This window comes from Gordonia sp. UCD-TK1 (assembly GCF_001691435.1).
Taxonomy (GTDB): Bacteria; Actinomycetota; Actinomycetes; order Mycobacteriales; family Mycobacteriaceae; genus Gordonia; species Gordonia hongkongensis.
In genome coordinates this window covers 1-25,744 of the sequence record NZ_LZMP01000033.1, presented here as the reverse complement: position 1 = coordinate 25,744, position 25,744 = coordinate 1, and the positions used below count along the sequence as shown (strand labels likewise).

Genomic DNA, 25,744 nt, shown 5'->3' with positions numbered 1-25,744 from the left:
GTCACAACTCGGCGCCTGGAGCGACCACCGGATAACCGAGCGCAGACGCACCCCCCGTGAGTCGTTGGTCGTAGGCGACGAACGCGGTCATCTCGGCGCGGATCACGGTTGCCGAGGCCAAGTGCAAGGCGTCGAGCGAGCGCAGCGAGGACGGGCCGATCGATTCGGCGATGTCGATGACGGCGGCGCTCAGCGGGATCACGTCCAGAGCATCGAGGAGATCACGCGCTCGCTCATGAAGGCCCGGGCTGCCATCACGCAACGCGGTGCGCATCAATTCGACTCGTCCGAGCGCACTCGTCACGGTCGGGACCCCTGGATGCAGCGCGAACCACTCGATCAGCGGTGCGGTCTCGGCCTCGCGCACCACGAGTTTCACCATCGCTGAGGTGTCGAGATAGATCAACGATCCTCGCGAACCTGGTCGAGGACTTCGGTGAGCGCGCGCGTCGGCAACGTCTCGGGGTGCAGCCCGGTTATGCCGCCCGCACTGCGGGCCGGCACGAGTATCCCGGCCTCGATGAGCGCGTCTCTACTTCTTTCCCCCGCAGACACCGGGACCAACCGCGCAACCGTGCGGCCGCGGTTGGTGATGGCCAACTCTTCCCCGGCCTCGACTTGCGCCAGATACTGCGAGGCGTGCTGCCTGAGCTCGCGGATACCGATCGTCCTCATTCCTGCAGGGTAGCACCTGAAGTGCTACTTGACCCCGTGCTCCCCGAGGAGCGCCCGGAGCTTGCGGAGGAGCCTCACTTTCCGCTCCCTGAGGTGCGAGGAGCGATAGCGACGAGCCTCGAAGGGTCAGATCTCTACGAGGCAGTACCCGATCGACTCCGGCTCGTAGAAGGCCCACTTCGTCTCCTCGCCCGAGCAAGTCACCGACGCATCCGACCGCGTCGTGACACGGGCGAGGACGGTCTGCGCCGTTGCGGCGCTCGTACAGGGGGCTTCCCGGTAGTCGGCGAGGGAGCCGCCCGACAGCGGCACCAGGTAACACAGATCCTCGTAGAAATTCGGTGTGAGACAGACCTTGTCGGAGCTACCCGGAAAGGTGAGCGTCGAGTTCTGCGGGCTCGCGCACGACGACGACGCGGCGATCTTCGAGGCGGTGTAGAAGTTGAGACCGGCCGAGTCGCAGTCGACTTTCGACGCGTTCACGCTCGTCGCCGACGCGGCGTCGGTCGCGATGCCGATGCACTCGCCGACCTGCACGTCACCCGGTCCGTTGACCGGCGACGTGGAGGAGTCGGTGGTGCGGGGAGCAGACGTGCCGGCGCCGGAGGTCGGGGTCTGCGGTCCAGCGGCCGTAATGGAGCGCGACGTCGAGGTGTCGCTCGCGGTCGGGGCGCTCGACACCTGCGTCGCGACGTAGACGACCCCTGCCGCGATCGCGAGAACGAGGACGGCCGCGAGTGACCCCAGTGCGATCAGCAGCCCGGACCGCTTCTTCGGTGGTGGTGGCGCGTAGCCACCCTGCGAGGGGAACCCGCCGAGGTAGGCCCCCGGTTGCGACTGGTAAGGCGAATACTGCTGCGGCCCTTGCGGATAGGCCACGGGGTTCACCGGAACGGGCGGGGCCACCGGAACCGGCGGCACGGGCGACGGTGCGCGCACCGTCGGCTCCTTGGACAGCTGAGGAACGGTGAGCGCGCGTTCGAGGTCGACGGCGAAGTCGCGGCACGACCCGTACCGGCGGTCCGGCTCTTTCGCGAGGGCGCGACCGAACACCGCGTCGACATCGCCCGAGATACCCGGACGCAGGGTGGACGGTCGCGGCGGCATCGCCTGCAGGTGGCCGGCGATGATCGACGCGGTGCCGGCACCCTGGAACGGCGGCCGCCCGGTGAGCAGTTCGAAGACGGTGGCCGCGAGCGCGTACTGGTCGGCGCGGCCGTCGACCGGATCGCCGAGCAACTGTTCGGGTGAGGCATACGCGACGGTGCCGAGGAAGACGTTGGTCGAGGTGAGATGACTGACGTCCTGCTCCGACTTGGCGATCCCGAAGTCCGCGAGCAACACTCGCGGCTCCGGACCACCCGCGCCCTGCAGCAGGATGTTGGCCGGCTTGACGTCGCGATGGAGCAGCCCGGTCGCGTGGGCCCGGTCGAGCGCGGCGCCCACCGCGCGCACGATCGCGATCACCGTCGCGGTGTCGAGTCCCCGCGGGTTCTGCCGAAGCAGCTTCAGCGCGTCGATGCCGTCGATGTACTCCATCGCGATCCACAGGTGGCCGTCGTACTCACCGGAATTGAAGATCGTCACGATCGACGGGTGGACGACGCTCGAGGCGTGCTCGGCCTCTTTGACGAACCGCTGCCGGTACATCGGGTCGCGACTGAGATCGGCGGGCAGTACCTTCAGCGCCTCGTTCCGTGGCAGGTGCGGGTGCCGCGCAAGGTAGATCTCGCCCATGCCACCCCGGCCGACGAGTCGGATGATGGTGTAGCCGGCGAAGTGCTCGCCGGGATTGCGCGGCATCGCTCCTCCTCACCCGTGTCGGCGACTGGGGTCAGTCTGTCACCCCCGCAGCGCCCACCGCGACCGTTGAAGAGAGGACCTGTGCCACTGTGGGAACATGTCATCCGCGAACCGGACAGTCGACCGCCTGCGTCCGTTCACCACGACGATCTTCGCCGAGATGTCGGCGCTGGCCGTCGAGCACAACGCCGTGAACCTCGGACAGGGCTTTCCCGACACCGACGGGCCGGCATCGATGCTCGATGCCGCGCGCGAGGCCATCAGCGACGGTCGCAATCAGTACCCGCCGGGTATCGGTGTGCCGGAGTTGCGGCACGCGGTCGCGCGGCAGCAGCGTGACCGGTATGGCCTGGACTATGACCCCGACCGCGAGGTGTTGATCACGGTCGGCGCGACCGAGGCGATCGCCGGTGCCGTCGTCGGTCTGGTGGAGCCGGGTGACGAGGTCATCATGATCGAGCCCTACTACGACGCCTACGCCGCCGCTGTCGCGATGGCCGGGGGTGTGCGGCGCGTCGTGCCGCTGGTCCCCGACGGCGACGGCTTCCGCTTGGATCGCGACCGTCTCGCCACGGCCTTCGGACCGAAGACGTCGATGGTGGTGGTGAACAGCCCACACAATCCGACGGGGACCGTGCTGTCGACCGACGACCTCGCCGAGATCGCACGGCTGTGCGTCGAGCACGACGTCATCGCCGTCACCGACGAGGTCTACGAATACCTCGTCTTCGACGGACGGACGCACACCCCGCTCGCGGCGCTGCCGGGTATGCGGGCACGCACCCTGCGGATCTCCAGCTCCGGCAAGACCTTCAACTGCACCGGCTGGAAGGTCGGCTGGGTGAGCGGTCCGCCCGAACTCGTCGCCGCGGCGCGGACGGCGAAGCAGTACATGTCCTATGTCGGCTCCGGGCCGTTCCAACCCGCGGTGGCGCACGCGCTGGAGCACGAGTTGGACTGGGTCCGCGAGTCGGCGCGGGGGCTGCAGGCCAAACGCGACCTGATCTCGACCGCGCTGTCCGACGCCGGCTTCGTCGTACACCGCAGCGAGGCAACCTATTTCGTCTGCGCCGACCCTCGCCCCCTCGGCGTCGACGACGGCATCGAGTTCTGCCGATCGCTGCCCGAACGCATCGGCGTGGCCGCGGTGCCGGTCAGTGTGTTCACCGACGACCGCGAACCCTGGCACCACATGCTCCGGTTCGCCTTCGCCAAACGCGACGAGGTGATCGCCGAGGCCGCCGAGCGGTTGCGCCGGCTCTGATTCCCGCTGGTTGAGCCGGCCCCCCTTGGTTGAGCCGGCCCCGACACCCGCTGGTTGAGCCGGCCCCGAGCGGAGCGAGGCGCCGAGTCGAAGCCACTTGGCGACCATCCCCGCTGGTTGAGCCGGCCCCGAGCGCAGCGAGGCGCCGAGTCGAAGCCACTTGGTGACCTCGACAAGCTCGGCCAGCGGAAGGAGGCTCGGCCAGCGGGCGGGGCAGTGCGGCTCAGCGCAACGCCGGGATCACCCGCTGCTCGAACATCTCGAGGTCCTCGCGGTCGACGGCGATGTTCGGGAAGTAGCAGATCCCGTAGGACATCCCGGCGTCGGCGAGCCCGCGAAGGTTCTCGGCGACCTGTTCAGGCGTCCCGACCGCAGGCATCCCCCGGAACGCGCCCATGCTGCCGGACGCCGCGTCGGGTCCGACGATATTGCTCAACCGCGCCTCGAGGTCGGTGAGCTTGCGCTCCACGTCGGCCTCGGTCTCGCCGAGCATCACGTTGTAATTGGCCGAGCGGGTGATCGACTCGAAGTCGCGTGCGAGGTCGGCACAATGTTGTTGCAGGACCGACGATTTGTGCGCGAACCCGTCCGGCGTGCCGTCGAAGTTGGTGTAGTCGGCGTACTTCGCCGCGATCCGCAACGTCTTCTTCTCCCCGCCGCCGGCGATCCATAGTGGCAGCCGCCCAGCCGTGGGCTGCGGGGCGCAGATGGCGTCGTCGACGGTGTAGTGCTTGCCGTCGAGCGTCGCCCGTCCGGTCTCCCAGGCCTGCTTCATGATCTGCACTCCCTCGTCGAGCCGCGCCAGCCGCTCACCCGCCGACGGGAATCCGTAACCGTATGCACGCCATTCGTGTTCGTACCAGCCGCCACCGATGCCCATCTGCACGCGACCGCCGGAGATCAGGTCCGCGGTGGCGGCGACCTTCGCGAGGTACATCGGGTTGCGATAACCCATCGCGGTGCACATCTGGCCGATCTCGACCCGACTCGTGGTGGCGGCCAGGGCGGCCACGAGAGTCCACGCCTCATGCGTGGCCTCGTCGGTGGGCAGCGGGACGGTGTGGAAGTGGTCGTACACCCAGATCGAGTCCCAGCCGCCCGACTCGGCGCGGTCGGCGACCGACGACATCACCCCCCACTGGTCCGCAGGTTCCACACCCACGAGATCGAGACGCCAGCCCTGGGGAATGAAGAGTCCGAATCGCATGCGGTCCAACTTATGCGGGATCGGTCAGCGCGGGATCTGTCCGACAGTCATCCTCACGAATACGAGGACTTTCCAGCACATCCCATCGGCAGTCTTCGGCCCTCGGTCACAACACTTACAAGCAGTCCGGACTGTTTGTGATATCGTCGCTGATGTGACCGAGCCCACCCGAGCCCCGCGTCGTCGAACGCAGGCCGAGCGCACCGCGGCCACCCGTGCGCTCATCCTCGACGCGGCCATCGACGCCCTCGTCGACGTCGGCTACGCAGCCACCACCACGCAGGAGGTGAACCGCCGCGCGGGGATCTCGCGCGGCGCCCTGCTGCATCACTTCCCCACCCGGGAATCGCTGGTGGTCGCCGCGGTCGGGCACCTCGTCGAACGCCGGCTGGCAGAGATCCTGTCGCGGCCCCGCACGGGCGACGAGGGACTCGAGATCCTCGTCGAGGCGTTCAGCGGTCCGCTGTTCGACGCCGCTCTCGAGTTGTGGGTCGCCGCCCGCTGCGACGTCGGGCTACGAACCGCGATCATCCCGCTCGAACAACAGGTCTCCGACGCCCTCGCCGTCGGTTGTGCCGAGTTGTTCGGCGACCGGTACACCGCCGCGGAACTCGAACTCTCCATCGAACTCGCACGCGGACTCGCGGTGTCGCGCATCCTGCGCTCGCCCGACGCCGACCGCGCGCTGCTCGACCGACTCCTGCCCGTATGGAAGGAACTCCTGTCTCATGACTGAACCCAGTCCGACCCTCGCGCAGCAGGACACGCTGCCCCGGCGCGTCGACGTCCTCGTCGTCGGTGTCGGATTCGGCGGCCTCGCCGCCCTGCATCGTCTGCGAAAGGACCATCCGCAGCTGCAGACCCTGGCGATCGAGCGCGGCGACGGCGCGGGTGGTGTCTGGCGCGAGAACGACTACCCGGGCGCGGCCTGCGACGTCCCGACGTCCTTGTACTCGTTGTCGTTCGCGCCGAACCCGGAGTGGTCGCACACCTACGGGCGTCGCGACGAGATCCATCGGTATCTACGCTCGGTCGCAGTCGATTTCGCCGATCAGATCCGATACAACTGCGCGCTGACGTCGGCGCGCTGGGACGGTGGCACGCAGGAGTGGGTCGTCGACACGACCGACGGTGAGATCCGGTGCCGCTACCTGGTCGCGGCGCCCGGTGCGCTGTCCGAACCCGGCCTGCCGACCGTCCCCGGCGCCGACGAGTTCACCGGCACGATGTTCCACTCCGCCGACTGGGACCATTCCCACGACCTGCACGGTCGACGCGTCGCGATCGTCGGCACCGGCGCGTCGGCGATCCAGATCGTGCCCGAGATCGTGGACGAGGTCGGGCATCTCACGGTCTTCCAGCGCACCCCCGCCTGGGTCGTCCCGCGTCTGGACCGCAACATCGGCACCCTCGAACGCGCGCTCTATCGTCGGGTTCCCGGTATCCACCGACTGGTCCGGCGGATGGTGTGGACCTATCGCGAGGCCTACGTCCTCATGATGGCCCGCAACCCCAAGCTGCTGCCGATCGCGAAGACCATCGCGCTGGCCCAGCTGCGTGTCCAGGTCCGCGACCGCGCGTTGCGTCGTCGGCTCACCCCCGACTACACCATCGGCTGCAAGCGGATGTTGTTGACCAACAAGTGGTTCCCCGCCCTCCAGCAGGACAACGCGACCGTCACCGGCGCGATCACCCGCCTCACCGCACGCGGCGCCGTCGACGACCAGGGTCGCGAGCACGAGGTCGACACGGTCGTCTTCGCGACCGGGTTCACCCCCACCGAGCCGCCCATCGCGTCGGCGATCACCGGGCGCGACGGCCGCACCCTGGCCCAGGCGTGGAAGGGTTCGCCGCGCGCCTACCGCGGGGTCGAGGTCCACGGCTTCCCGAATCTGTTCTTCCTGTACGGCCCCAACACCAATCTCGGTCACAGCTCGATCGTGCTGATGCTGGAGCCGCAGGCGTACTACATGAGCAAGGCCCTCGCCGAACTCTCGCGTAGCGGCCGGTCGACCTTCGAGGTCACCGAAGACGCGCAGGACCGCTACAACTCCGAGCTCGATCCCGAACTCGAACGCACCGTGTGGAATTCGGGTGGATGCTCGAGCTGGTATCTCGACTCCACCGGTCGCAACTCGGTGATGTGGCCGAAGTTCACGAGCGACTTCCGCCGGATGATGTCGTCCTTCGAACCCACCGACCACCGCTTCGACGCCGCGATCCCCGCCGCACCCGTCGACCAGGCCGTCACCACCGGATCAGACACTGCATCCGACGCCACCGAACCAGACACCGAGAGGACCGTCGCACCGTGAGTTCCACCCCTGACCATTACGACGCCATCGTCATCGGCTCCGGTTTCGGCGGATCGGTTGCGGCCCTGCGACTCACCGAGAAGGGCTACCGCGTCGCGGTCATCGAGTCCGGTCGGCGTTTCTCCGACGGCGAGCTGCCCAAGACGAGCTGGCGCCTCAAGGACTACGTCTGGGCACCCGCGCTCGGACTGTTCGGGGTGCAGCGCATGCACCTGCTGCGCGACGTGCTCGTGATGGCCGGTGCGGGCGTCGGCGGTGGATCGCTGAACTACGCGAACACCCTGTACCGTCCGCTGCCGGCGTTCTTCGACGACCCGCATTGGGGATCGATCACCGACTGGGCATCCGAGCTCGACCCGTACTACGACCAGGCCTCACGCATGCTCGGCGTGACCACGTATCCGAAAGTGACGCCCGCCGACCGCGTGATCCGCAAGGTCGCCGAGGAGATGGGAGTCGGCGACACCTTCGTCCACACCCCGGTCGGCGTGTTCTTCGGCGAGGCGGGCAAGACGGTCGACGACCCGTTCTTCGGCGGCGCCGGCCCGGCACGCACCGGGTGCACCGACTGCGGCGCCTGCATGACGGGATGTCCGGTGGGAGCGAAGAACACGCTCGTCAAGAACTACCTCTACCTGGCCGAACAGGCCGGTGCCGAGATCATCCCGATGACGACCGTGGACACCGTCCGGCCGCGTTCCGGCGACGGGTACGTCGTGGAGTCGCACCGGTCGGGCCGACGCTGGTCGCGCCGTGGGCGCCGCACATTCACCGCTGATCACGTGGTGTTCGCCGCCGGCACCTACGGCACCAACAAGCTGCTGCTGGACATGCAGCAGGGCGGCCACCTGCCCGGGCTGTCGTCTCGCCTGGGCAAGGTGGTCCGCACCAATTCCGAGGCGGTCCTGGCCGCCACCGCACGCGACCTCGACATCGACTACACCGAGGGTGTCGCAATCACGTCGTCGTTCCATCCCAATGACCACACGCACATCGAACCCGTGCGATATGGCAAGGGCAGCAACCTGATCGGCATGCTGCAGGCCATCCTCGTCGACGGGGGTGGTCCGCTGCCGCGACTGCTGCAGGCGCTGATCGAGATGGTCCGCCACCCGGTGATCGCGCTGCGCGGCCTCTCGGTACGACGCTGGTCGGAGCGCACCATCATCGCACTCGTCATGCAGACCGCCGACAACTCGCTCGAGTTGTTCTCCCGCCGAGGTCGTTTCGGCCCGATGCTACGCAGCCGGCAGGGCGAGGGCGATCCCCCGCCGACGTGGATCCCGGAGGGACACGAGGCGGTGCGCGCCGTCGCACGCGAGATCGACGGCGACGCCGGTGGTTCCATCGTCGACCTACTGAACATCCCGATGACGGCCCATTTCCTGGGCGGTTGCTCGATCGGACGGTCGGCGGCCGACGGTGTGGTGGACCCGTACCACCGGGTGTTCAACCACCCGGGGCTGCACGTGGTCGACGGTGCGACCGTCTCGGCCAACCTCGGCGTCAACCCGTCGCTGACCATCACCGCGCAGGCCGAACGCGCCCTGGCGATGTGGCCCAATGCCGGCGAGGCCGACCCGCGTCCCGAGCTCGGTGCGTCGTACCGGCCCGTCGAGCCGGTGGAGCCCCACCGCCCGACGGTCCCCGCCCACGCGCCCGGCGCGCTGCGCCTCCCGATCACGCCGGTCTCCGACGCCACACGCGCCGGCTGACCCGACCCCCGCGGGTTGAGCCGGCACCGAGCGAAGCCGCCGGGCCGAGCAAGCGACAAAGGAGCGCGTCGAGGTCGAGGCGCCGAGTCGAAGCCACTTGGCGAGCAGAGCCCACCCCCGCTGGTTGAGCCGGCACCGAGCGAAGCCGCCGGGCCGAGCAAGCGACGAAGGAGCGCGTCGAGGTCGAGGCGCCGAGTCGAAGCCACTTGGCGACCGATAATGCGAAGTGACCTCAACGCACGCGACCTCCCCGCGACGCTCGGCCAACCCCCGCTGGTTGAGCCGGCACCGAGCGAAGCGAGGCGCCGAGTCGAAGCCACTTGGCGACCGATAATGCGAGGTGACCTCAACGCACGCGACCTCCCCGCGACGCTCGGCCAACCCCCGCTGGTTGAGCCGGCACCGAGCGAAGCGAGGCGCCGAGTCGAAGCCACTTGGCGACCGATAATGCGAGGTGACCTCGACGCACGCGGCGTCCGCGCCGCGCCCGGTCGGTGTTGATCGGCGAGATCACCACACTCCGGGCGGCCTCAGTTGAATGCTGATACGGGCACCGACGCCGCGCACCTTGGGCACGGCGTGCTCCCAGGTGCGCTGACAACTGCCACCCATGACGAGTAGGTCGCCCGACGACAGGGTGAACTTCAGAGACCGACCGCCACCGCGGGGTCTGAGCATGAGTGGCCGAGGTGAACCGAGCGAGATGATGGCGACCATCGTGTCGTGTGTGGATGCCCGGCCGATGCGGTCGCCGTGCCACGCAACCGAGTCATTGCCGTCGCGGTAGAGGCTGATCCCGGCAGTCGCGAACCCCTCGGGCAGTTCATCGCGGTAGTACTTGGTCAGTGCAGCGCGTGCATCGGTGATGATCGGATCCGGCCATCGGTGATCGGCCTGGTAGATCGAGACGAGTCGCGGAACCTCGACCACCCGCTCGTACATTCGACGACGCTCGGCCCGCCAGGGGACGCATTCGCGGAGGCGGTCGAAGAGCTCGTCGGCACCACTGATCCAACCGGGACACAGGTCGACCCACGCACCCTCGGTCAGCGGACGGCGCGAGATCGATGTCGACAGGTCGCCGAGCGTCGGCTCCGCTGATTGCTCGGAGAACAAAGAGCCCTGGGTGCCGAGAGACATGACTTCAGGCTACACCCAGGTCGCACGTGTGTTCGAGTGCTTTACCCAGGATTCGTGCGCGACAGTTCCGGAAGCAGGTCGAACCGTCCTGCGACGAGGGCGGACCGTTTCGCGCGAGACCAGCCGTGGACACGGCGCTCGGCCGCGTAAGCCTCGCCTATGTTGGGAAACTCCTGCTGGAATACGAGCCGGACGGGCCGACGAGGACGCGTGTAGCGCGAGCCGTTTCCGGTCTGGTGCTGGTCGACTCGATGCTCGACGTTCCGAGTACTCCCGACGTACAGCGTGCCGTCGGAGCATTCGAGGATGTAGAGAAAGCCACTCATGGTGTGACTGTCGAGGATTGCTGCGACAAATCGGTCGATGCCTCCACAGCCAGCGGATCGTGGCGAGTCTGTCCACAGGGTCGTTGGCAGGTTTCGCGGATCGGTCACCAAGTGGCTTCGACACGGCGCCTCGCTCCGCTCGGAGCCGGCTCAACCAGCAGGGGCGGTCACCAAGTGGCTTCGACACTTCGCCTCGCTCCGCTCGGAGCCGGTTCAACCAGCAGGGGCGGTCACCAAGTGGCTTCGACACGGCGCCTCGCTCCGCTCGGAGCCGGTTCAACCAGCAGGGGCGGTCACCAAGTGGCTTCGACACGGCGCCTCGCTCCGCTCGGGGCCGGCTCAACCAGCGGGGGTGGCTTCGACACGGCGCCTCGACCTCGACGCGCTCCTTCGTCGCTTGCTCTGTCCAGGGCTCCGCTCGGTGCCGGCTCAAGCAGCGGGGGCAGTTGTCTACGCACACGCCGATCCTCGTGCTTTAATCATTTCGTTATAAACGTGAGGACCGAGAGAAGTCGATGAAGCGCACCCGTATCGCCGCCGCCCTGCTCGCCACCGCCGCACTGGCACTGCCCGTCGCACCGGCGACCGCCAACCCGCTCGACACACTCTTCGGAAGCGCGAGCGGCAGCCTCGACTCCGGCAGCGCCGCGCTCGGCTCGTCCGGCGGCGACAAGGTCACGCACTACGGCAAGCTCGGCCGCCCCGGCGCACCGAACGGCATCAAGTCGATCAACGTCTGGGTGTACACACCGAACAACACCGCGGCCGTCGTGCCCAACACCTATCCGAAGAACTCGCGTCTGGGCGTGCGCTGGAACTCGATCATCGACGCCGGGCCGATCGTCGACGGCAACGAGTGCCGCATGGAGGTCCGCCTGTCCGGACCGAAGGTCCCCAAGCAGGCCTCGCTGTTCAAGACCCAGGACTGCACCGCGGTGAAGTCCTACTTCTTCAAGGGCGCAGGCGATTTCACGATCCGCGTCACCGACACCATCTCGGGCGCGTCGAACAGCATCGCGTTCAGCGTCCAGTAGTCGGGCCTTTTTCAACCGGTTCAGCGCACCCCGACGAAGACCTGGATGGGGAGAATGCACTCCCCCGCTCTCGTCGGCGCTCCGGTGGTCACGACCGACAGTTGCCCCGGGCTTCTCCAGGGCCCATACGCTTCGAAGGTCGTGGCGTAGAGCGCCGGAACGATGCAGCCCGCCTCCACCCGGTGCTCACCGGTGCCACCACTGCAGCACGACGCCGAGACGACGATCGCCGACCCCGCCACGCAACCGGTGGGTTCGGCCGATGCCGAGGACGCGGACACCGCCGACAGCGCAGCACTGCCGACGCACAGGGCGCCGGCAACCAGGGTGCGCGCCAGGATCACCGCACGCCCGTGATCGCGATGACGGGGAGTATGCACTTCCCGACGTTCGTCTGAGCGCCGATGGTCACGACCGACAGCTGCCCCGGTGCGCGCCAGGGGCCGTTTGCGTTGGTGAGTGTCGCGACCATGGTCGAGTCCAGACATGCAGCCTGCACCCGATGCTCCCCCGTACCACCACTGCAGTAGGACGCGGCGACGACGACGGCCGCCCCGGCGACGCAACCGGTGGGTTCGGCCGATGCCGACGGGGCCGCGACGGTGGAGAAGGTCGCGCCGGCAACGCATGACGCTCCGGCCAGGACGATGCGCAAGGAACGTTTCGAGAGAGTCATGCCGAGAAATCTAAGGCACGCAAGCGTCCGAAGTTCTCTATCTCGAACATCATTCGTCCGATCATGGGAACGGACGAGGCGGTGACTCGGCTCTCAGCCGACGGCCCCGACGTCGAACTTCTCCCCCGTGAGCCGCTCCGATTCCTCCCAGAGCGCGGTCCGGAACTCGACGTCGTCGGCGGCCTTCTTGTAACCGCTGCGTCCGGGGGCGCCGCGCACCCCGAAGAACTGCGTCGGCCCGTAGAACGTCCCGGATTTCGCATCCGGCAGGGTCGCCGCGTACAGCTGGGGCAGCGCCCCGTCGGCCGCCGGCTGGGCGATCGGCAGCTTGTTGCCCAGCTTCGCGAAGAAGTCGAAGAAGTTCTCGCTTCTGCCCTGCAATTCCGTTGAGGCGTAACCCGGATGGGCGATCAACGACTTCTTCGACGACCCGGCCGCCGCCAGCCGTGCGGCGAGCTCCTTGCCGAACATCAGGTTGGCCATCTTGGAGTCGCCGTAGGCCCGCCAGCGCCGGTAGCGGCGCTGTTCCCAGTTCAGGTCGTCGAGTTGGATGTCGCCGATCTGGTGCATCGTCGACGACACGGTGACCACCCGTTCGGTGATCTTCGGCAGCAGCAGCGCCGTGAGAGCGAAATGCCCGAGATGATTGGTGCCGATCTGCATCTCGAAACCGTCGGTGGTGCGTCGAAACGGGACCGCCATCAGTCCCGCGTTGTTGATCAGCACGTCGGCGCCGGTCACCCCGGCGGCGAAGGCTCGCACGGATTCGAGGTCGGCGAGGTCCAGTTTGGCGACGGTCGCCTTCGGCCCCAGCTCCGACGCCACGGCATCGGCCTTGGCGGTGTTCCGGCACGCCAGCACCACCTCGGCACCGGCGCGGACGAGCACCTTCGCGGTCTGATACCCGAGACCGCTGTTGGCGCCGGTCACCACGAACGTCCGGCCCGTCTGGTCCGTCACGTCCGCTGTCGTCCAACCACTCATCGCGACCCCCTGGGATGCGTTGTCTCGCCCGGCACCGACGCCGGGCTCGTGCGACCCACGCTATTGACACACCCGGAAGGCGTCAACGAGTCACCCGCCGAAGAATGTGGTCAGCCGCAACGGGTTGGCGCCGACGATGCGACGTGCGGGCCGTAGCAATTCCGCGATGAGGTTGGTCGACGTCCCCAACCGCTCGACGAGTTCGATCGGCGCATGGAAGGCGGTGGGCTCGGAGCGGCCGCGCATGATCCGCGTGCCGAGCAGCTTCCACTCCTGCGCTTCCTCGCCGGCGGCGTCGATCGCCGCGCCGCTGGCCAGAGCCGGGATGCGTCCGGTCTTGGCCATGTCGGACAGCCGTGCGCACTCGTTGACCGGGTCGCCGATGACGGTGTACTCGTAGCGTCGTTCGGCGCCGATGTTGCCGGCGAACGCCTCCCCGTAGGAAACGCCGATCCCCCAACGGATGTCGAGGCTGCTGGCGAGCCGGTCGGCGAGGTCGCGGGCGGCGCCGAGCGCGGCGCCCGCGGGGTCGTCGATCTCGACGGGCGCGCCGAAGACGGCGAGCGCGGCGTCGCCCTCGAATTTGTTGACGAAGCCCGAATGTTGATCGACGACGTCGGCGACGATGCTGAAGAAGGCATTGAGCAGGGCGGCGGTGTCGTCGGGACTACGCTGCTGCGCCAGCCCCGTCGAGCCGACGATGTCGACGAACAAGACACCGACGCGAGTGTTGGTGCCGTGCATGCCGACACCGTCGGAGATCGCGAGCTCGGCCACGGTGTCGCCGACGTGTCGCGCGAATATCTCACGCATGCGGTCCCGTTCGGCGAGACCCTCGACCATCCTGTTGAAACCGTGTTGCAGCACACCGAGTTCCGAGGAGTCGTACACGGGCACGCGAGCCTTGTAGTCACCGTGGTCCACGCGGTGCACCGCCCGGCGCATCTCCGTCAGCGGATCGGTGATCGCCTGCCCCACAAGCGCGATGACACGGGCTCCGGATGCGAGGCCCACCAGGCAGAGGATCACGGTCGTCCAGTCGACCGCGCCGTAGACATCGGGCAGCAGACCGGTCCAGCGCCCCGCGTTGACCGTCAACAAACCGACCATCGGCACCGCCGAGCTCACCGCCCACACGGCCAGCATCCGCACGCGCACACCGTTCATGACGTGGTTCGTGGGGAAGTCCTCGAGGACGACGACGGCCAGGGGGCGGGCGGCGCGTTCGGCGAACAGATAGGTGAGACAGGCACTCGACATACCGGCCAGCGCGAATGCGACCGCGACGCCGGCGACGGTCGCGGTCGTGAGCTCTTCGGCGATGAACACGTAGAACAGCGCCGCCGCGCTCCACGAGACGACCGTGACTCCGAGCTGCACGATCGGTATCCGCTGTACGGCGCGTCGACGGGCATGGTCGGCGGGTTGGCAGCTGATGAACCAGCGCAGCTGGGGCCGGACGGCCAGCATCCCCAGCAGCAGATTCGTCAGGATGCCGACGATGATCGCACCCACGACCACGGGAAAATTCGGCGCGCCCAGCGTCTCGTCGAAGGTGAGTTGGCCGCCGTTGAAGGCGAGTTGGACGAGCAAGAAGGTCTCGACGCCGATCACCGTATTGCTGGCGATCACGGCGGTCATCGCGGTGACGGTGGCGTGCAGGGCGATCTTGCTGCGCATGGGCGGGCCGATCCGGGCCCATCCCCGGGGGCTCGGAACCGTCGAGGTGCCCCACAAGAAACCCGCGGTGCGTCGGCGCAGACGTGTCCACGGCACACCACGACGGGTCCGGCGTGGTCGTCCCATCGGCTTCTCCTGCCTGACGGCGTTCCCCGAAGCCTACCCAAGGGAGAGCCGACCATCCCGCTGGTTGAGCCGCCACGCGGACGCGAAGCGGCCACACGGCCATCCCCCGCTGGTTGAGCCGCCACGCGGACGCAAAGCGGCCACACGGCCATCCCCCGCTGGTTGAGCCGCCACGCGGACGCAAAGCGGCCACGCGGCCATCCCCCGCTGGTTGAGCCGCCACGCGGACGCGAAGCGGCCACGCGGCGTGTCGAAACCACAAATGGACCGGCACCTCACGGTGCCGGTCCATCGGGGATCGTGCGGATCAGGCCTGCAGGGCCTCGATCTCGAGCGTGATGGTGATCTTGTCGCCGACGACGACGCCACCGCCCTCGAGCGGCATCTCGATGTCGATGCCGAAGTCCTTGCGGTTGATGACGACCTTCGCCTCGAAGCCGGCGACGGCGCCCTGGCCCATGCCGGGGTTGGTGCCCTCGAACTCGAGCTCGAGCGTGACGGGCTTGGTGACGCCCTTGAGGGTGAAGTCGCCGTCGAGGAGGTAGTCGTCGCCGTTCTGGCGGACGCCGGTGGAGACGAAGGTGGCCTTCGGGTACTTCTCGGCGTCGAAGAAGTCAGCGGACTTGATGTGGCCGTCGCGCTGCTCGTTGCGGGTGTTGATCGAGGTGACGTCGATCTCGGCCTGGACGGCGGGGGTGCCGTTCTCGTCGACGGTGATGGTGCCGGAGAAGGTGTCGAAGCTGCCGCGGACCTTGCTGACCATGAGGTGCTTCACGGAGAAGTTCACCGCGGAGTGCACGGTGTCGATGGTCCAGGTGCCGGCGGGGATGGGTGCCTTGACGGTGGTGGCGGAGGTCATGTCGTGGTCCTTCCAGAAATTTTCGGTTCGGGTCTCGATCGATGGCTGGTGGGCCTTCGCGACCCATCACCAGACACTAACCGGACCGCGGTCCGATTTCATCCCCACCGGCGTTGTGATCTACATCACCGGCGAACCATCAGTGCTCCGATCGCGGCGATGGCGATTCCACGCGGCGCCTCGTAGATGAATCCCGAGATTCCGGCGACCGCGGGAATCGGCAGCATGAAACCGACCATGCCGACGACGGTGAGGATGCCGATCCAGAGCGGGACCGCCCGGTTGCGGATGAGGCTGGCGCCGAACATCCCCATACCGACCAGCATCACGAGCCCGCCGACCGTGTTGAGTAGCTCGAACGCGGTGGTGCCCAGCATCGAGTCGTCGGCGGCGATGAGCGCGGCCTTGTCCGGGTCATTCGCGAACGGGTACGCGACGAACAGCTCGACGATGAGGTGCCCGGTCGCGGTGACGAGATTGCCGACCGCGTAGGCGACGAGGCCGATCAGCCCGGCGATCCCGATCCGGGGTGCCAGCCACGCGTACATCCCGGGCAGGCCGAGCAGTAGCAGCGTCGTGCCGACGGCGAGCAGGATCTGCGCCCACGGTGAGCCCACCGCTTGCAGCGCCTCCACGGAGTGGGCCTCGCCGTCGACGATGGGATGCAACGTCCCGCCGGCGATGCAGGCGACTCCGCCGAGGGTCAGGGCCCCGCCGCTGAGATGGCGTAGGACCGGCCAGCTCGGGCTGCGGAACGGGCCGGGTGTGTCGCCATCCGACGCGTCGTGGTTCTGGTTCTGGGTGTGTGCAGTGGTTGTCATGACGGCAACGCTGACAACCCGCGCTGGTGTTAGCCTTGTGCGCGACTGGTGCGACCCGACGAACGGCGCGTGAGTTGGCTTCTGAACCACATCTGGCGATCCGGGTCCTGGGTCCACTGTCGGTCACGGCTGCCGACGGGTCGCCGATCCCGATGACAGCCCGCAAGCACGCCGAGTTGCTTGCCATCCTCGCCGCGGAACGGACCGCGTGCTCGCCTGAGCGGGTGACCGAGCTCCTGTGGCGTGGTCGTCCACCGGCGTCGGCGGCGAGCACGCTGCACGGGTATGTGTCCCGGCTTCGACGCTCGCTCGCCCCGACCGGCGTCGTCCGCATCGACACCGTCCCCGCGGGATACCTACTGCACTGCGACGGCGCAGTCACCGACCTCGATCTGCTGGACCAGTTCGGCCAGGAGGGATTGCAGCTCATCCGGTCCGACCCCCGGGCCGGCGCCGAGGTGTTGTGCCGAGCGCTCGAACTATGGCGGGGCGAACCGCTTCCGGAGATCGCCGACATCGCCGACATCGCACCCGAACTCGTCCGGCTCGCGGAGATACGTGCCGAGTTCACCGAGACCGCAGCCGACGCGCTGCGCACGGTCGGCGAGTACCGTCGCTCGGTCGCGTTGCTGACGCCGCTGTGTCAACGGCACCCCTACCGCGAGGGCGCCGCGCGGACCCTCGCCCGTGCGCTGCACGACGACGGACGCACGGTCGACGCCCTCGGCGTACTGCGCCGACTCCGGCAGGCCCTCCGTGACGACCTGGGTCTCGATCCGCATCCCGACACGGTCGCGCTGGAAGACGACCTGCTCGACCCGTCTCCCGCGGTCTCGCCGCTCTCCGCCACCTCCGCCACGCCGCAGCCGGTACGCGAACTCATCGGCCGAGTCGCCGAACACGCAGTGCTCGAACAGGTCTGGCAAACCGGCGCGGACCGTCCCGCGGGTGTGGTCCTCATCGGCCCGTCGGGCATCGGGAAGACCGCGCTGGTCGAGCACCTCATCGCACGGCACAGTGCCGCGGCCCGCCGTTTCATCGGCCGACCCGGCCCGCCCGGACCGACGTTCGGCGGCCTCGAGGAACTCTTCGGCGAGTCCCCGGTCTCCGTACCGACGGCGCGAATCGTCGCCGACCTCACCGCCCGCATCTGGTCCGACGTCGCCGAGCACGGGCGGTCGGTGTTACTTGTCGACGACGCCCAGTGGCTCGACGCCGACTCGGCTCTTGTGCTGGGACGCGTGCTTGCAGGTATCGGACAGGCACCGATGACGGTCCTGGTCACCTGCCGCGACCCCGACGCCGAGACCGTCGAGATCCTCCGGTCGACACTGAACCGGCACGGGCCGGTCGCCGAGGTGCGTCTGACCGAACTCGGCTCCGACGACGTGCGCGCGTTGATCGTTCGGCGTCTCGAGCAGCTCGGTGACACGGGCCGGGTCGACGCTGACGCGCTGGTCGCGCAGTCATTCGGCAATCCTGCTGTGGTGCAACAACTGTGCGCCATCGCCTGGACCGGGGCGCCGCCGGACCGGGACCATCCCGCCCGATCGATGTACTCGACGCGGTTCGACGATCTCTCCCCTGCCGCTCGTTCGCTCGTCACGGCCGTGACGATCGCAGGCGGCGATCTCCCCGACGATGTGTTCACCGAGGTGGCCCGCACCCTCGGTGAGGGCGTGGCCGACGAGGCAGTCCGCAGCGGGCTCACCAGCCCCCTGAGGAGCGAGCTTGCGAGCGTCACGAAGGGTCTCGCCGACATCTTCTCGCGCGAGCAACGGATCGAGGCGCACGCGCGGCTCGCCGCTGCGTTCGAAGCGGTGCGTCCCGACGATCTCGAGTCACTGGCCGTGCACCGCGTCGAGTGCGCCGTCGACGAGGACTCGACCGCCGTCGCCGCTCGCACATGCATCGGGGCGGCTCACCGCGCACTCTCGGCAACGGCCGATCATCGTGCGCTCGACCTGGCACGACGTGGTCTCGGTCTGCCCGGACTCGACTCCCACTCGACCGTCGAATTGCGCCGGATCGCCGGCGCCGCCGCGCTGCGCATCGGGGAGTTCGATTCGGCTGCGGACTCTTTCGAATCGGCGGCGACGGTGAGTCGGCTGACGCGGGATTGGCCCGCCCTCGCCGAGACCGCACTGCTCTCGGCACCGAACGGGGTCGCGGGCTACTGGTCGGGTTACGGCGTCGTCCAGGCCGATCACGCCGCGCTCGCCCGCGAGGCACTGACACACGGCGAGGCCCTGGACCCCGAAGTGGTTGCGCGCCTTCACGCATCGGAGGCAGCCCGGTTGACCGTCCTCGGCTTGCCGGGCGCCGACGACCATCTCGGTGCCGCACGGGTCGTCCACCACAGCGGTGCCGTGGATTTCGAGATCGCCCTCGCCGAGTTCCTCGTCCGGTGGGTTCCCGACCGTCTGGCGGATCGACGCAAGATCGCCCGGGAGCTGTACGAACTGTCGGCCGGCGACCTCCACAAACGCGCCACCGCGCTGCATCTGCAACGCGTCTGCGCGTTGGAGGCGGCTGATCTGCGTCTGGCGCGACGCCTGTCCACCGAGTTCACCCGGCTCGCCGGACGTATCGGCGGCACCGATGTCGAGACGATGCAGGTGTGGTGGCAGGTGATGATCGCGCTGTTGCACGGCGACTACGACACCAGCACGGCACTGACCCAGAGGTTCGCTGCGACGGTCGGCGGGCTGTCCGACCGTGCACGACTTCTCGCCGAGTCGTCGATGGCGACCAGCGCGTCGATCGCCGCGTGGCACCGCGGCGAGCTCGCCTCGGCGTTGCCGCCGTTCGATGCGCTCGCGGAAGAGGTGGACGAGGATTTCACCCTGGTGATCGCACTGGGCGCCGCCGAGAGCGGCGACCTCGACCGTGCCCTCGAACTCGCGACGGAGCTGACCGCGGACGCCGACCAGTGGGCCGGTTCGCGCGTGGTGGCGCGCGTTCCACTGCTCATCGAGACGCTCTACGCGGTGTCTCGCGATTCCCGTCACCGCGACGCCGCTGGTGAGATCTGCCGCCGCATCGAGCCGTTCACCGCCGACTGGTCGTCGGGCCTGGTGGTGCAATGGCCCGGACTCGTGTGTCTGGGACCCGCGACGCTGTACCGCGGAACCGCGCGCGAGGTCGTCGGGCTGGATGGAACCGCCGACCTGCAGGATGCCGTCCGGGTGGCCCGCGACACGGGAGCCCGGCCCTACGTGCGTCGGGCCGAGCAGCGACTCGTCGCCGGCTGAGCGGCTATTTCCAGGCGAAAACCGGCTGCTCGAAGCCGTCGACCCGTGTCTGCCGGTTCCGCAGGACCACCTCGGCGAACTGGTAGATCACCGCGGCGGTCGGCGCGTGGACGAGGGACCCGACGATGGGCAGCTGGATGACCGGGAGATCCGACTGCGGGATCGTGAGGAACCGCGGTTCGACGAGCAGTTCCTCGAAGGTGACGAAGAACAGCAGCGCCACCTCGTCGGGATTGGGCGTCGGCTCCTGGTATTCCTCGGCCCAGCAGACGATCGGGGTGATCACGAAACCCGAGCGCGTCGGATAGTCGTCGAGCGCCCCGAGCACCGAGCTCGGCGGCAGCTGGATGCCGAGTTCTTCGTCGAGTTCGCGCAGGCCGGCCGTGACGTGGTCCTCGCCGGGGTCGAGCCGGCCACCGGGAAGTGCGAATTGGGCGGCGTGGCGTCGCATCGTCGTGGGACGCTTGCACAGCCAGATCCCCTGACGGCCGTCCTTCTCCGCTACCGCGAGGACGACCGAGGCGGCCCGTGCGCCGGGGACGTCCGCGGTCCGCCGGTCGAAGCCCTCGACACGCGCGGCAGCCACAGTCCGATCGAGATGAGTCACACCCTCAGTTGATCACGACTGCCGTCCGACGCGACGGACGCCTGCGCGAGGTGGAAACTCACGATGCTGAGGGCGAACAAGCCCAGGGCGAGGTTGAACAGGGCACCGAAGCCCTCGAGCGCGAAGTCGACGAGAGCGTTCGACAGCATGAACACCAGGGCGGCGATACGCAGCCCTCGTAGCGGCCCGGCCGGCTCCACACCGCGCCGGCGCGCGACCATCGCCGGAAGCGCCAGGGCGAGTGTCGCGATCCCGCTGATCAACAGAATCCAGGTGGCGGGCGTGCTGCCGGTGAGTTCGATGTAGATGTCGAGTTCTTCGCTGCGGTCTCCGGAGAAGTAGAAGCTCAGCACGCCGACGATGACGGTGAGTGCGGCCGCGATGACCAACCCCCACCCGACGACCGGAATCCATCGGGGACTGCGGAAGAAGTCCGGGATCAGGGCGACCGCCCGGTCGCGGAGTCGCATCAACCGGTCCGGCGTACCCTCGCTGGATTCGAGGAGCGCTCGGATGTGACCGATCGTCTCGGCGTCGAGCCCCTTGCCCTCGGCCACCACGAGAAACTCTTCGGCCTGGCGTCGACGACGTTCCGGAAGCCCGTGCGCGACACCGTCGGCCGCGATGACCGCCGCATTGGCGAGCGCCTCGGCGCCGGTGGGCCGCTTGACATCCCGGACGACGCGGCTGATCAACAGGATCATCACGACGAGCACGTACATGATCTCCGCCGACGGCCCGTAGAAATAATCGTTGGAGCGGGTGACGAACTTGCCGACCTCGTCGAGAAACAACCCGAAACCTATACCGCCCAGCACGATCGCGATGATCCGCGCCGTCGCCCCGAGGAACAGCCATCCGGTGATGAGCGCCAGCATCATCAGCGCGCCACCCCACAGCGCGTGCGCGATGTGCAGTGTTCCGCTGCCGACCTGCGGATACCCGGTGAGATGCAGATACAGACGCGTGACGATGATCGTCGCGATCGCGAGGATCAAGAACCATTCGACGGCGGCGGTGCCGTACACGCTGCGGACGACCACCCTGGTCGTGCGAGTTCTCATCGAATGAGTATGGCCGGTCCGACGAACGGAAGCGGCACGATTGCGCCGTTGCCGCTGGTCGAGCTGGCACCCTCCGCTGGTTGAGCCGGCCCCGAGCGGAGCGAGGCGCCCACCCCCGCTGGTTGAGCCGGCAMCGAGCCGCTAGGCGAGTCGCCCACCCCCGCTGGTTGAGCCGGCAACGAGCCGCTAGGCGAGTCGCCCACCCCCGCTGGTTGAGCCGGCAACGAGCCGCYAGGCGAGTCGCCGTGTCGAAACCACCTGGCGACCCGACGATCTCAGCCGCCGCCAACCCGGACGGCACCATACCGCAACGCCCAGAGCACATTTCGTCGACAACGATGTCACTCCTGTGGAGACTCATCCGGAATTGTCGGTGATCGGGTTTAGATTGGTTGGTAACAGAACACACCCCGAAAAGGGGTGAGTCGAACAGGCGTCGGGGGGCGTAGTGAAGGCGTGGACCGATCTACCGAGCGAGTACACCGCCGGGGTCGATCCTGCCCACGCCGCCGAGACCGACATGGTCATGTTGATGGCCGGCCTCGACGCCACACGACGCGGCGAGTCCTACCTCGCCTGGCACCGCTATCAGACGATCGCGGCGATGACCGACCGCCTGATCACCACCAGCGCGTCCGGGTTCGTGATGGACGGCCACGCCGACTGCGTCGCCCGCATCGCCCGCCAAGCCGGGGTGTCGCGCCGGCACGCCGAAACCCTGATCGACGAGGCCATCGCACTGCGCGATCGGCTACCCGAGGTAGCGGACACGCTGCGTGACGGGGTCCTGTCGCAGTGGCAGATCCGGTTGGTCATCTCCCGCACCGAACTGATCCCCACCGATGACCCCATCACCCCCGCGTTGGATGCCGAGATCGCCGACACCGTGCGCCGCCGCACAGGTGTGTGGGACCGAGCGCGCCTGCGCGACATGGTCGACCGCCTGGTCTTCCGCCACGACCCCGACGCGGTACGGCAACGCCGCAAAGACGCGATGGATCAACGTGGGGTGTGGACCCACGAACTGCCCGACGGCACTGCCGAACTCACCGCGGTGATGTCGGCGGAGAATGTGCGGATCTCGGCCAAAGCCGTCGCCATCCTCGCCGACTCGGTCTGCAAGCGGGATGGCCGCACCCAGGGGATACGACGATCCGATGCGATGTTCGCCCTGCTGACCCGCACCAGCTTCGACTGCCAGTGCGACGATGAACAGCCGTGCACCGCCGACATCCCGGACCCGCAGAGCGTCCTCGACGCGGTCCGCGCCGAGGTCGTGATCCATGTGGTCACCGATGCCGCGACCTTGGCCGGGGCACCCGGGGTCGGGTTTCTCGACGAACACGGCATCATCAGCGACGAGCATGTCCGTGACCTCGCCGCCCGCCCCGACGCCACGCTGTCCCCGGTCACCCCCGCCCGCACCCAACCCACCTACGTGGCCCCCAGCAACAACGACGCCGACCAGCGGCGGACCGCCCAGCGCCCGGCACCAGCCGAGGACACCCGAGCAGACGCCGCCACGACCGGCACCCGCGGCGGAAATAAAACGGACGCAGCCGAACCCGATCGACCCGTCGAGACCACCGCGAGTGTCGCGGTGGTGTATCCGGCTACGCACCCCGGCAACGGGTATCGGCCCACCGCGTCGTGTGCTGATTTCGTGCGGGTGCGGGACGGATATTGCACCGAACCCGGCTGCACCCGTTCAGCGTTCGCGTGCGATCTCGATCACGTCACCGAGTACGACCACACCGACCCCGCCCGGGGTGGGGCGACGTCGAGTGAGAACCTCAACGCAAAATGCCGTCCCGGTCACCTGTTCAAAACCCACGGGGACTGGGTCGATGTGCAATACCGCGACGACGACGGACGCCTGGTCACCGAATACGAGACCCCCGAAGGGGTCACCCTGCCCGGCGACGCCGAAACCCTGGAAGACACCTTCCCCAACCTGCGGCGTATCCGGTTCGAACAAGCCGCCCAAGCCCCACCCACCCCACGGGTGATCACCGCCGTCAACCCGGAGCGCACGCACAGCCGACTGGACGCCAAACTGGCCCGCCGGCGACAAGAACGCGCCCGAAACAAGCGAGCCCGCGAAGAACTCGACCGGTTGGACCCACCCCCGTTCTGACAAACACGAGCGTTCCCCTGATCGGGTGAAAACTAGCCGGTAACTTGTCCTTCTTCCTTGCGGCTGCGAACATTTGACGTGGTTTCACGATCGTGGAGACCGAATCAAACATGCCAATGGCCGGTGATCAGGTCGGCGGCGGGGGCAAGGGCGGGAAGACATGAACGGATTTCGACGGACGCTGCGCGCGTCCACGGTGGGTTGCGCGCTGTGCCTCGGCATGGTCGTACCGACTGCACTGCCCACAACCGCGTCGGCCGCGCCGGTGATTTCGGCCGAGACCCTGGCCACCATCGAGGGACTGAACGACGACGGCGTGTTCCGACCCGCGGAACCCGACGACGGGCTCGGTCCGGACTGGCTGTCGACGACGTTCCCTCATGTCAACGGGGACACAATCGTGGTAGTGACCCCCGGAACCGACGACGGCACCCTGTTCCCGCGCATCAGGGGACTCCGTGCCGGTCGTCAGGTCTTGGTCATCGAGTACCCCGAAGCACTAGGCCCCATTGTCTCGGGCCGGTCCGGCGCAGTTCTGCCGCTCTTCGCCCCGAGTTACGACGCCTCTCGGGATGTCGCCGTCGACAACAACCTCAAAGTCATGCGGGCGTTCGCACAGCAGACCGAGGGGCAGCCGTACGTCGTCTACACCGGCTACTCGCAAGGCGCCGAAGCCCTGGGCAATGCTGCGGAGATCGCGGTCGGTCAGCCGAACGGGATCGACGTCGACAACTCGACGATCCTGCTCATCTCCGATCCGCGGAGCCCGTGGGGCCTGAAGGCGTGGGCCGACAACAACGTCGTCGGTTCAGTGTTCGAACTGTTCGGCGCCGAGAGCAACGGAGCCCGCGATCCCGGCGCCACCGGCGACGATCTCCCCGTGGTTTCCGTCATCGTGGTCGGCGATCCGGTTGCCAACTTCCAGTGGCGAACGCTCAGGCCGGTGAGTTCCCTGCTCGTCAACGCGGCCGGCTTCATCGCGATCCATTCGGGCCTGGGCGAAGAGAACTACGGCAATCTCATCGACTACACCACAGCGCCGACGACGATGAAAAGCCGCGACGGCAATACGACGTACGTCGTCTATCAGCCGAAACACCACCCGCTCACGTTGGTCGCGATGATCCTCAACGACGCGGTGGGCATCGAACCGAGCGCTGCCGATCTCGAGCGGTGGGACGCGGTCAACAACGCTTTCTACCCGCTGGTGACGCCGACCGAGTCGAACGCCGCGGTGCCGGTGGAGTCTTCGTCGACCGACGACGAGGACGCGGTCACCGCGCGTCTCGCGGAACCGGCGGACCTGGGCGAACCGCTGACCGAGTCGCCCGCGCCAGCCGAGATCGAGAGCTCTGACGCCCCCGCCGAGGTGACCCCGTCCGGAGGACGCCATCGCGCACCCGAGAACGAGAACGCAGACTCGGACACAACTCCGGAATCGACCCCGTCTGAGGGCGGGCGGCACCGCCTCACCGGCAGCGGACGGCACTCCGCAGAGCCCGAGTCGGAGGACTCGGAGCCGTCTGACACAAGCTCCGATGCCGACACATCGACTCCGGCCGAGTACACCTCAGACGTGTCAGACACCGATAGTGACACCTCGTCTGATTCGAGCGACGCCGAGTCCGGTGCGGCAGCCTGACAGCTGAAAGCCGACCGACGACAACGTATCCAACGTCCCTACCGAGCCACTTGGCGGTCGCGCCGGCTCCTCGCCTCTCGGCGGAGCCGCCGACAAGTCCAGCGCGGGGCCGAGCAATCACCCCCTCGACCCCGCGCTGGTCGAACTAGCAGCCGGCCGCTGGTTGAACCGGCAACGAGCCGCCACCCCAGCTGGTTGAGCCGGCAACGAGCCGCTGGGCGAGCCGCCCACTCCCAGCTGGTTGAGCCGGCAACGAGCCGCCCACCCCCCGCTGGTTGAGCCGGCACCGAGCCGCTGGGCGAGCCGCCCACCCCCCCGCCGGTTGAGCCGGCACCGAGCCGCTGGGCGAGCCGCCCACCCCCCGCTGGTTGAGCCGGCACCGAGCCGCTGGGCGAGCCGCCCACCCCCCCGCTGG

At 68.1% G+C, this 25,744-nt stretch carries 22 protein-coding genes; 8 read left to right on the top strand and 14 right to left on the bottom strand.

Annotation, left to right across the window (positions count from 1 at the left end):
* Position 1: 1 nt before the first annotated feature.
* From A9310_RS17550 to A9310_RS17540, 3 genes are all read right to left on the bottom strand, one after another.
* The gene (locus A9310_RS17550; protein ID WP_065631751.1) at positions 2-406 is read right to left on the bottom strand and encodes a type II toxin-antitoxin system VapC family toxin; all 405 of its coding nucleotides are present in this window, start codon (positions 404-406) and stop codon (positions 2-4) included.
* Positions 403-675, bottom strand: a complete 273-nt coding sequence (locus tag A9310_RS17545) for a type II toxin-antitoxin system Phd/YefM family antitoxin (RefSeq protein WP_065631750.1) — start codon at positions 673-675, stop codon at positions 403-405. Before A9310_RS17545 ends, A9310_RS17550 begins: the two co-directional genes overlap by 4 nt.
* Positions 676-801: 126 nt before the next feature.
* Entirely contained in the window at positions 802-2,478 is a 1,677-nt protein-coding gene (locus tag A9310_RS17540; protein ID WP_065631749.1) for a serine/threonine-protein kinase, read from the bottom strand.
* Positions 2,479-2,575: 97 nt separating this feature from the next.
* Between A9310_RS17540 and A9310_RS17535 the strand changes: the two genes are divergently transcribed.
* On the top strand, positions 2,576-3,742 hold the full coding sequence (locus A9310_RS17535; RefSeq protein ID WP_065631748.1) for a pyridoxal phosphate-dependent aminotransferase: 1,167 nt from the start codon (positions 2,576-2,578) through the stop codon (positions 3,740-3,742).
* 223 nt (positions 3,743-3,965) lie between these two features.
* On the opposite strand, the gene A9310_RS17530 is transcribed toward A9310_RS17535, so the two are convergent.
* Entirely contained in the window at positions 3,966-4,949 is a 984-nt protein-coding gene (locus tag A9310_RS17530) for an LLM class F420-dependent oxidoreductase (protein ID WP_065631747.1), read from the bottom strand.
* 154 nt (positions 4,950-5,103) lie between these two features.
* Here A9310_RS17530 and A9310_RS17525 point away from each other — a divergent pair, with 154 nt between their 5' ends.
* The 3 genes from A9310_RS17525 to A9310_RS17515 are packed head-to-tail and all read left to right on the top strand — an operon-like array spanning position 5,104 to position 8,979.
* The gene (locus tag A9310_RS17525) at positions 5,104-5,685 is read left to right on the top strand and encodes a TetR/AcrR family transcriptional regulator (protein WP_065631746.1); all 582 of its coding nucleotides are present in this window, start codon (positions 5,104-5,106) and stop codon (positions 5,683-5,685) included.
* Positions 5,678-7,264, top strand: coding sequence for an NAD(P)/FAD-dependent oxidoreductase (locus A9310_RS17520; RefSeq protein ID WP_065631745.1), 1,587 nt, complete (start codon positions 5,678-5,680; stop codon positions 7,262-7,264). Before A9310_RS17525 ends, A9310_RS17520 begins: the two co-directional genes overlap by 8 nt.
* Complete coding sequence (locus A9310_RS17515; RefSeq protein ID WP_065631744.1) at positions 7,261-8,979, top strand: GMC oxidoreductase; 1,719 nt, start codon at positions 7,261-7,263, stop codon at positions 8,977-8,979. Before A9310_RS17520 ends, A9310_RS17515 begins: the two co-directional genes overlap by 4 nt.
* 510 nt (positions 8,980-9,489) lie before the next feature.
* On the opposite strand, the gene A9310_RS17510 is transcribed toward A9310_RS17515, so the two are convergent.
* Positions 9,490-10,119 carry an alpha-ketoglutarate-dependent dioxygenase AlkB gene (locus A9310_RS17510; protein WP_065631743.1) on the bottom strand — a complete coding sequence of 210 codons (630 nt, stop codon included), beginning with the start codon at positions 10,117-10,119 and terminating at the stop codon, positions 9,490-9,492.
* A gap of 41 nt (positions 10,120-10,160) precedes the next feature.
* Complete coding sequence (locus tag A9310_RS17505) at positions 10,161-10,445, bottom strand: GIY-YIG nuclease family protein (RefSeq protein ID WP_065631742.1); 285 nt, start codon at positions 10,443-10,445, stop codon at positions 10,161-10,163.
* 515 nt (positions 10,446-10,960) lie between these two features.
* On the opposite strand from A9310_RS17505, the gene A9310_RS17500 reads away from it, so the two are divergent.
* Positions 10,961-11,479, top strand: coding sequence for a hypothetical protein (locus A9310_RS17500; protein ID WP_058253916.1), 519 nt, complete (start codon positions 10,961-10,963; stop codon positions 11,477-11,479).
* Between the two features lie 20 nt (positions 11,480-11,499).
* On the opposite strand, the gene A9310_RS17495 is transcribed toward A9310_RS17500, so the two are convergent.
* The 6 genes from A9310_RS17495 to A9310_RS17470 form a co-directional block, all read right to left on the bottom strand.
* On the bottom strand, positions 11,500-11,859 hold the full coding sequence (locus A9310_RS17495) for a hypothetical protein (protein ID WP_254661290.1): 360 nt from the start codon (positions 11,857-11,859) through the stop codon (positions 11,500-11,502).
* Positions 11,820-12,155 carry a hypothetical protein gene (locus A9310_RS17490; protein ID WP_065631740.1) on the bottom strand — a complete coding sequence of 112 codons (336 nt, stop codon included), beginning with the start codon at positions 12,153-12,155 and terminating at the stop codon, positions 11,820-11,822. Before A9310_RS17490 ends, A9310_RS17495 begins: the two co-directional genes overlap by 40 nt.
* Before the next feature lie 93 nt (positions 12,156-12,248).
* Positions 12,249-13,139 (bottom strand): oxidoreductase, encoded by an 891-nt coding sequence (locus A9310_RS17485; protein ID WP_065631739.1) that lies wholly within the window; start codon positions 13,137-13,139, stop codon positions 12,249-12,251.
* Positions 13,140-13,229: 90 nt separating this feature from the next.
* Positions 13,230-14,945 (bottom strand): adenylate/guanylate cyclase domain-containing protein, encoded by a 1,716-nt coding sequence (locus tag A9310_RS17480; RefSeq protein ID WP_058253918.1) that lies wholly within the window; start codon positions 14,943-14,945, stop codon positions 13,230-13,232.
* A 307-nt stretch (positions 14,946-15,252) separates the two neighbouring features.
* Positions 15,253-15,804, bottom strand: coding sequence for a YceI family protein (locus A9310_RS17475; protein ID WP_065631738.1), 552 nt, complete (start codon positions 15,802-15,804; stop codon positions 15,253-15,255).
* A 125-nt stretch (positions 15,805-15,929) separates the two neighbouring features.
* Positions 15,930-16,625, bottom strand: a complete 696-nt coding sequence (locus A9310_RS17470; RefSeq protein ID WP_065631737.1) for a hypothetical protein — start codon at positions 16,623-16,625, stop codon at positions 15,930-15,932.
* Positions 16,626-16,699: 74 nt separating this feature from the next.
* On the opposite strand from A9310_RS17470, the gene A9310_RS17465 reads away from it, so the two are divergent.
* Complete coding sequence (locus A9310_RS17465) at positions 16,700-19,879, top strand: BTAD domain-containing putative transcriptional regulator (RefSeq protein ID WP_065631736.1); 3,180 nt, start codon at positions 16,700-16,702, stop codon at positions 19,877-19,879.
* A gap of 4 nt (positions 19,880-19,883) precedes the next feature.
* On the opposite strand, the gene A9310_RS17460 is transcribed toward A9310_RS17465, so the two are convergent.
* Both A9310_RS17460 and A9310_RS17455 read right to left on the bottom strand, forming a co-directional pair.
* Complete coding sequence (locus tag A9310_RS17460; protein WP_065631735.1) at positions 19,884-20,486, bottom strand: CoA pyrophosphatase; 603 nt, start codon at positions 20,484-20,486, stop codon at positions 19,884-19,886.
* Entirely contained in the window at positions 20,483-21,529 is a 1,047-nt protein-coding gene (locus A9310_RS17455; protein ID WP_065631734.1) for a hypothetical protein, read from the bottom strand. The genes A9310_RS17460 and A9310_RS17455 overlap by 4 nt, the downstream gene beginning before the upstream one ends.
* A gap of 469 nt (positions 21,530-21,998) precedes the next feature.
* Here A9310_RS17455 and A9310_RS17450 point away from each other — a divergent pair, with 469 nt between their 5' ends.
* Together A9310_RS17450 and A9310_RS17445 are read left to right on the top strand one after the other, a co-directional pair.
* On the top strand, positions 21,999-23,687 hold the full coding sequence (locus A9310_RS17450) for an HNH endonuclease signature motif containing protein (RefSeq protein ID WP_065631733.1): 1,689 nt from the start codon (positions 21,999-22,001) through the stop codon (positions 23,685-23,687).
* Between the two features lie 160 nt (positions 23,688-23,847).
* Positions 23,848-25,329 carry a PE-PPE domain-containing protein gene (locus A9310_RS17445; protein ID WP_065631732.1) on the top strand — a complete coding sequence of 494 codons (1,482 nt, stop codon included), beginning with the start codon at positions 23,848-23,850 and terminating at the stop codon, positions 25,327-25,329.
* The last annotated feature ends 415 nt before the right edge of the window (positions 25,330-25,744 follow it).

What these genes read in the sequence shown, in the direction of transcription:
- A9310_RS17510 (WP_065631743.1), bottom strand. Translation starts at nt 10,119, where the DNA reads ATGTCTCTCGGCACCCAGGGCTCTTTGTTCTCCGAGCAATCAGCGGAG.
- A9310_RS17485 (WP_065631739.1), bottom strand. Translation starts at nt 13,139, where the DNA reads ATGAGTGGTTGGACGACAGCGGACGTGACGGACCAGACGGGCCGGACG.
- A9310_RS17475 (WP_065631738.1), bottom strand. Translation starts at nt 15,804, where the DNA reads ATGACCTCCGCCACCACCGTCAAGGCACCCATCCCCGCCGGCACCTGG.
- A9310_RS17535 (WP_065631748.1), top strand. Translation starts at nt 2,576, where the DNA reads ATGTCATCCGCGAACCGGACAGTCGACCGCCTGCGTCCGTTCACCACG.
- A9310_RS17520 (WP_065631745.1), top strand. Translation starts at nt 5,678, where the DNA reads ATGACTGAACCCAGTCCGACCCTCGCGCAGCAGGACACGCTGCCCCGG.
- A9310_RS17545 (WP_065631750.1), bottom strand. Translation starts at nt 675, where the DNA reads ATGAGGACGATCGGTATCCGCGAGCTCAGGCAGCACGCCTCGCAGTAT.
- A9310_RS17500 (WP_058253916.1), top strand. Translation starts at nt 10,961, where the DNA reads ATGAAGCGCACCCGTATCGCCGCCGCCCTGCTCGCCACCGCCGCACTG.
- A9310_RS17530 (WP_065631747.1), bottom strand. Translation starts at nt 4,949, where the DNA reads ATGCGATTCGGACTCTTCATTCCCCAGGGCTGGCGTCTCGATCTCGTG.
- A9310_RS17445 (WP_065631732.1), top strand. Translation starts at nt 23,848, where the DNA reads ATGAACGGATTTCGACGGACGCTGCGCGCGTCCACGGTGGGTTGCGCG.
- A9310_RS17490 (WP_065631740.1), bottom strand. Translation starts at nt 12,155, where the DNA reads ATGACTCTCTCGAAACGTTCCTTGCGCATCGTCCTGGCCGGAGCGTCA.
- A9310_RS17505 (WP_065631742.1), bottom strand. Translation starts at nt 10,445, where the DNA reads ATGAGTGGCTTTCTCTACATCCTCGAATGCTCCGACGGCACGCTGTAC.
- A9310_RS17470 (WP_065631737.1), bottom strand. Translation starts at nt 16,625, where the DNA reads ATGACAACCACTGCACACACCCAGAACCAGAACCACGACGCGTCGGAT.
- A9310_RS17480 (WP_058253918.1), bottom strand. Translation starts at nt 14,945, where the DNA reads ATGGGACGACCACGCCGGACCCGTCGTGGTGTGCCGTGGACACGTCTG.
- A9310_RS17540 (WP_065631749.1), bottom strand. Translation starts at nt 2,478, where the DNA reads ATGCCGCGCAATCCCGGCGAGCACTTCGCCGGCTACACCATCATCCGA.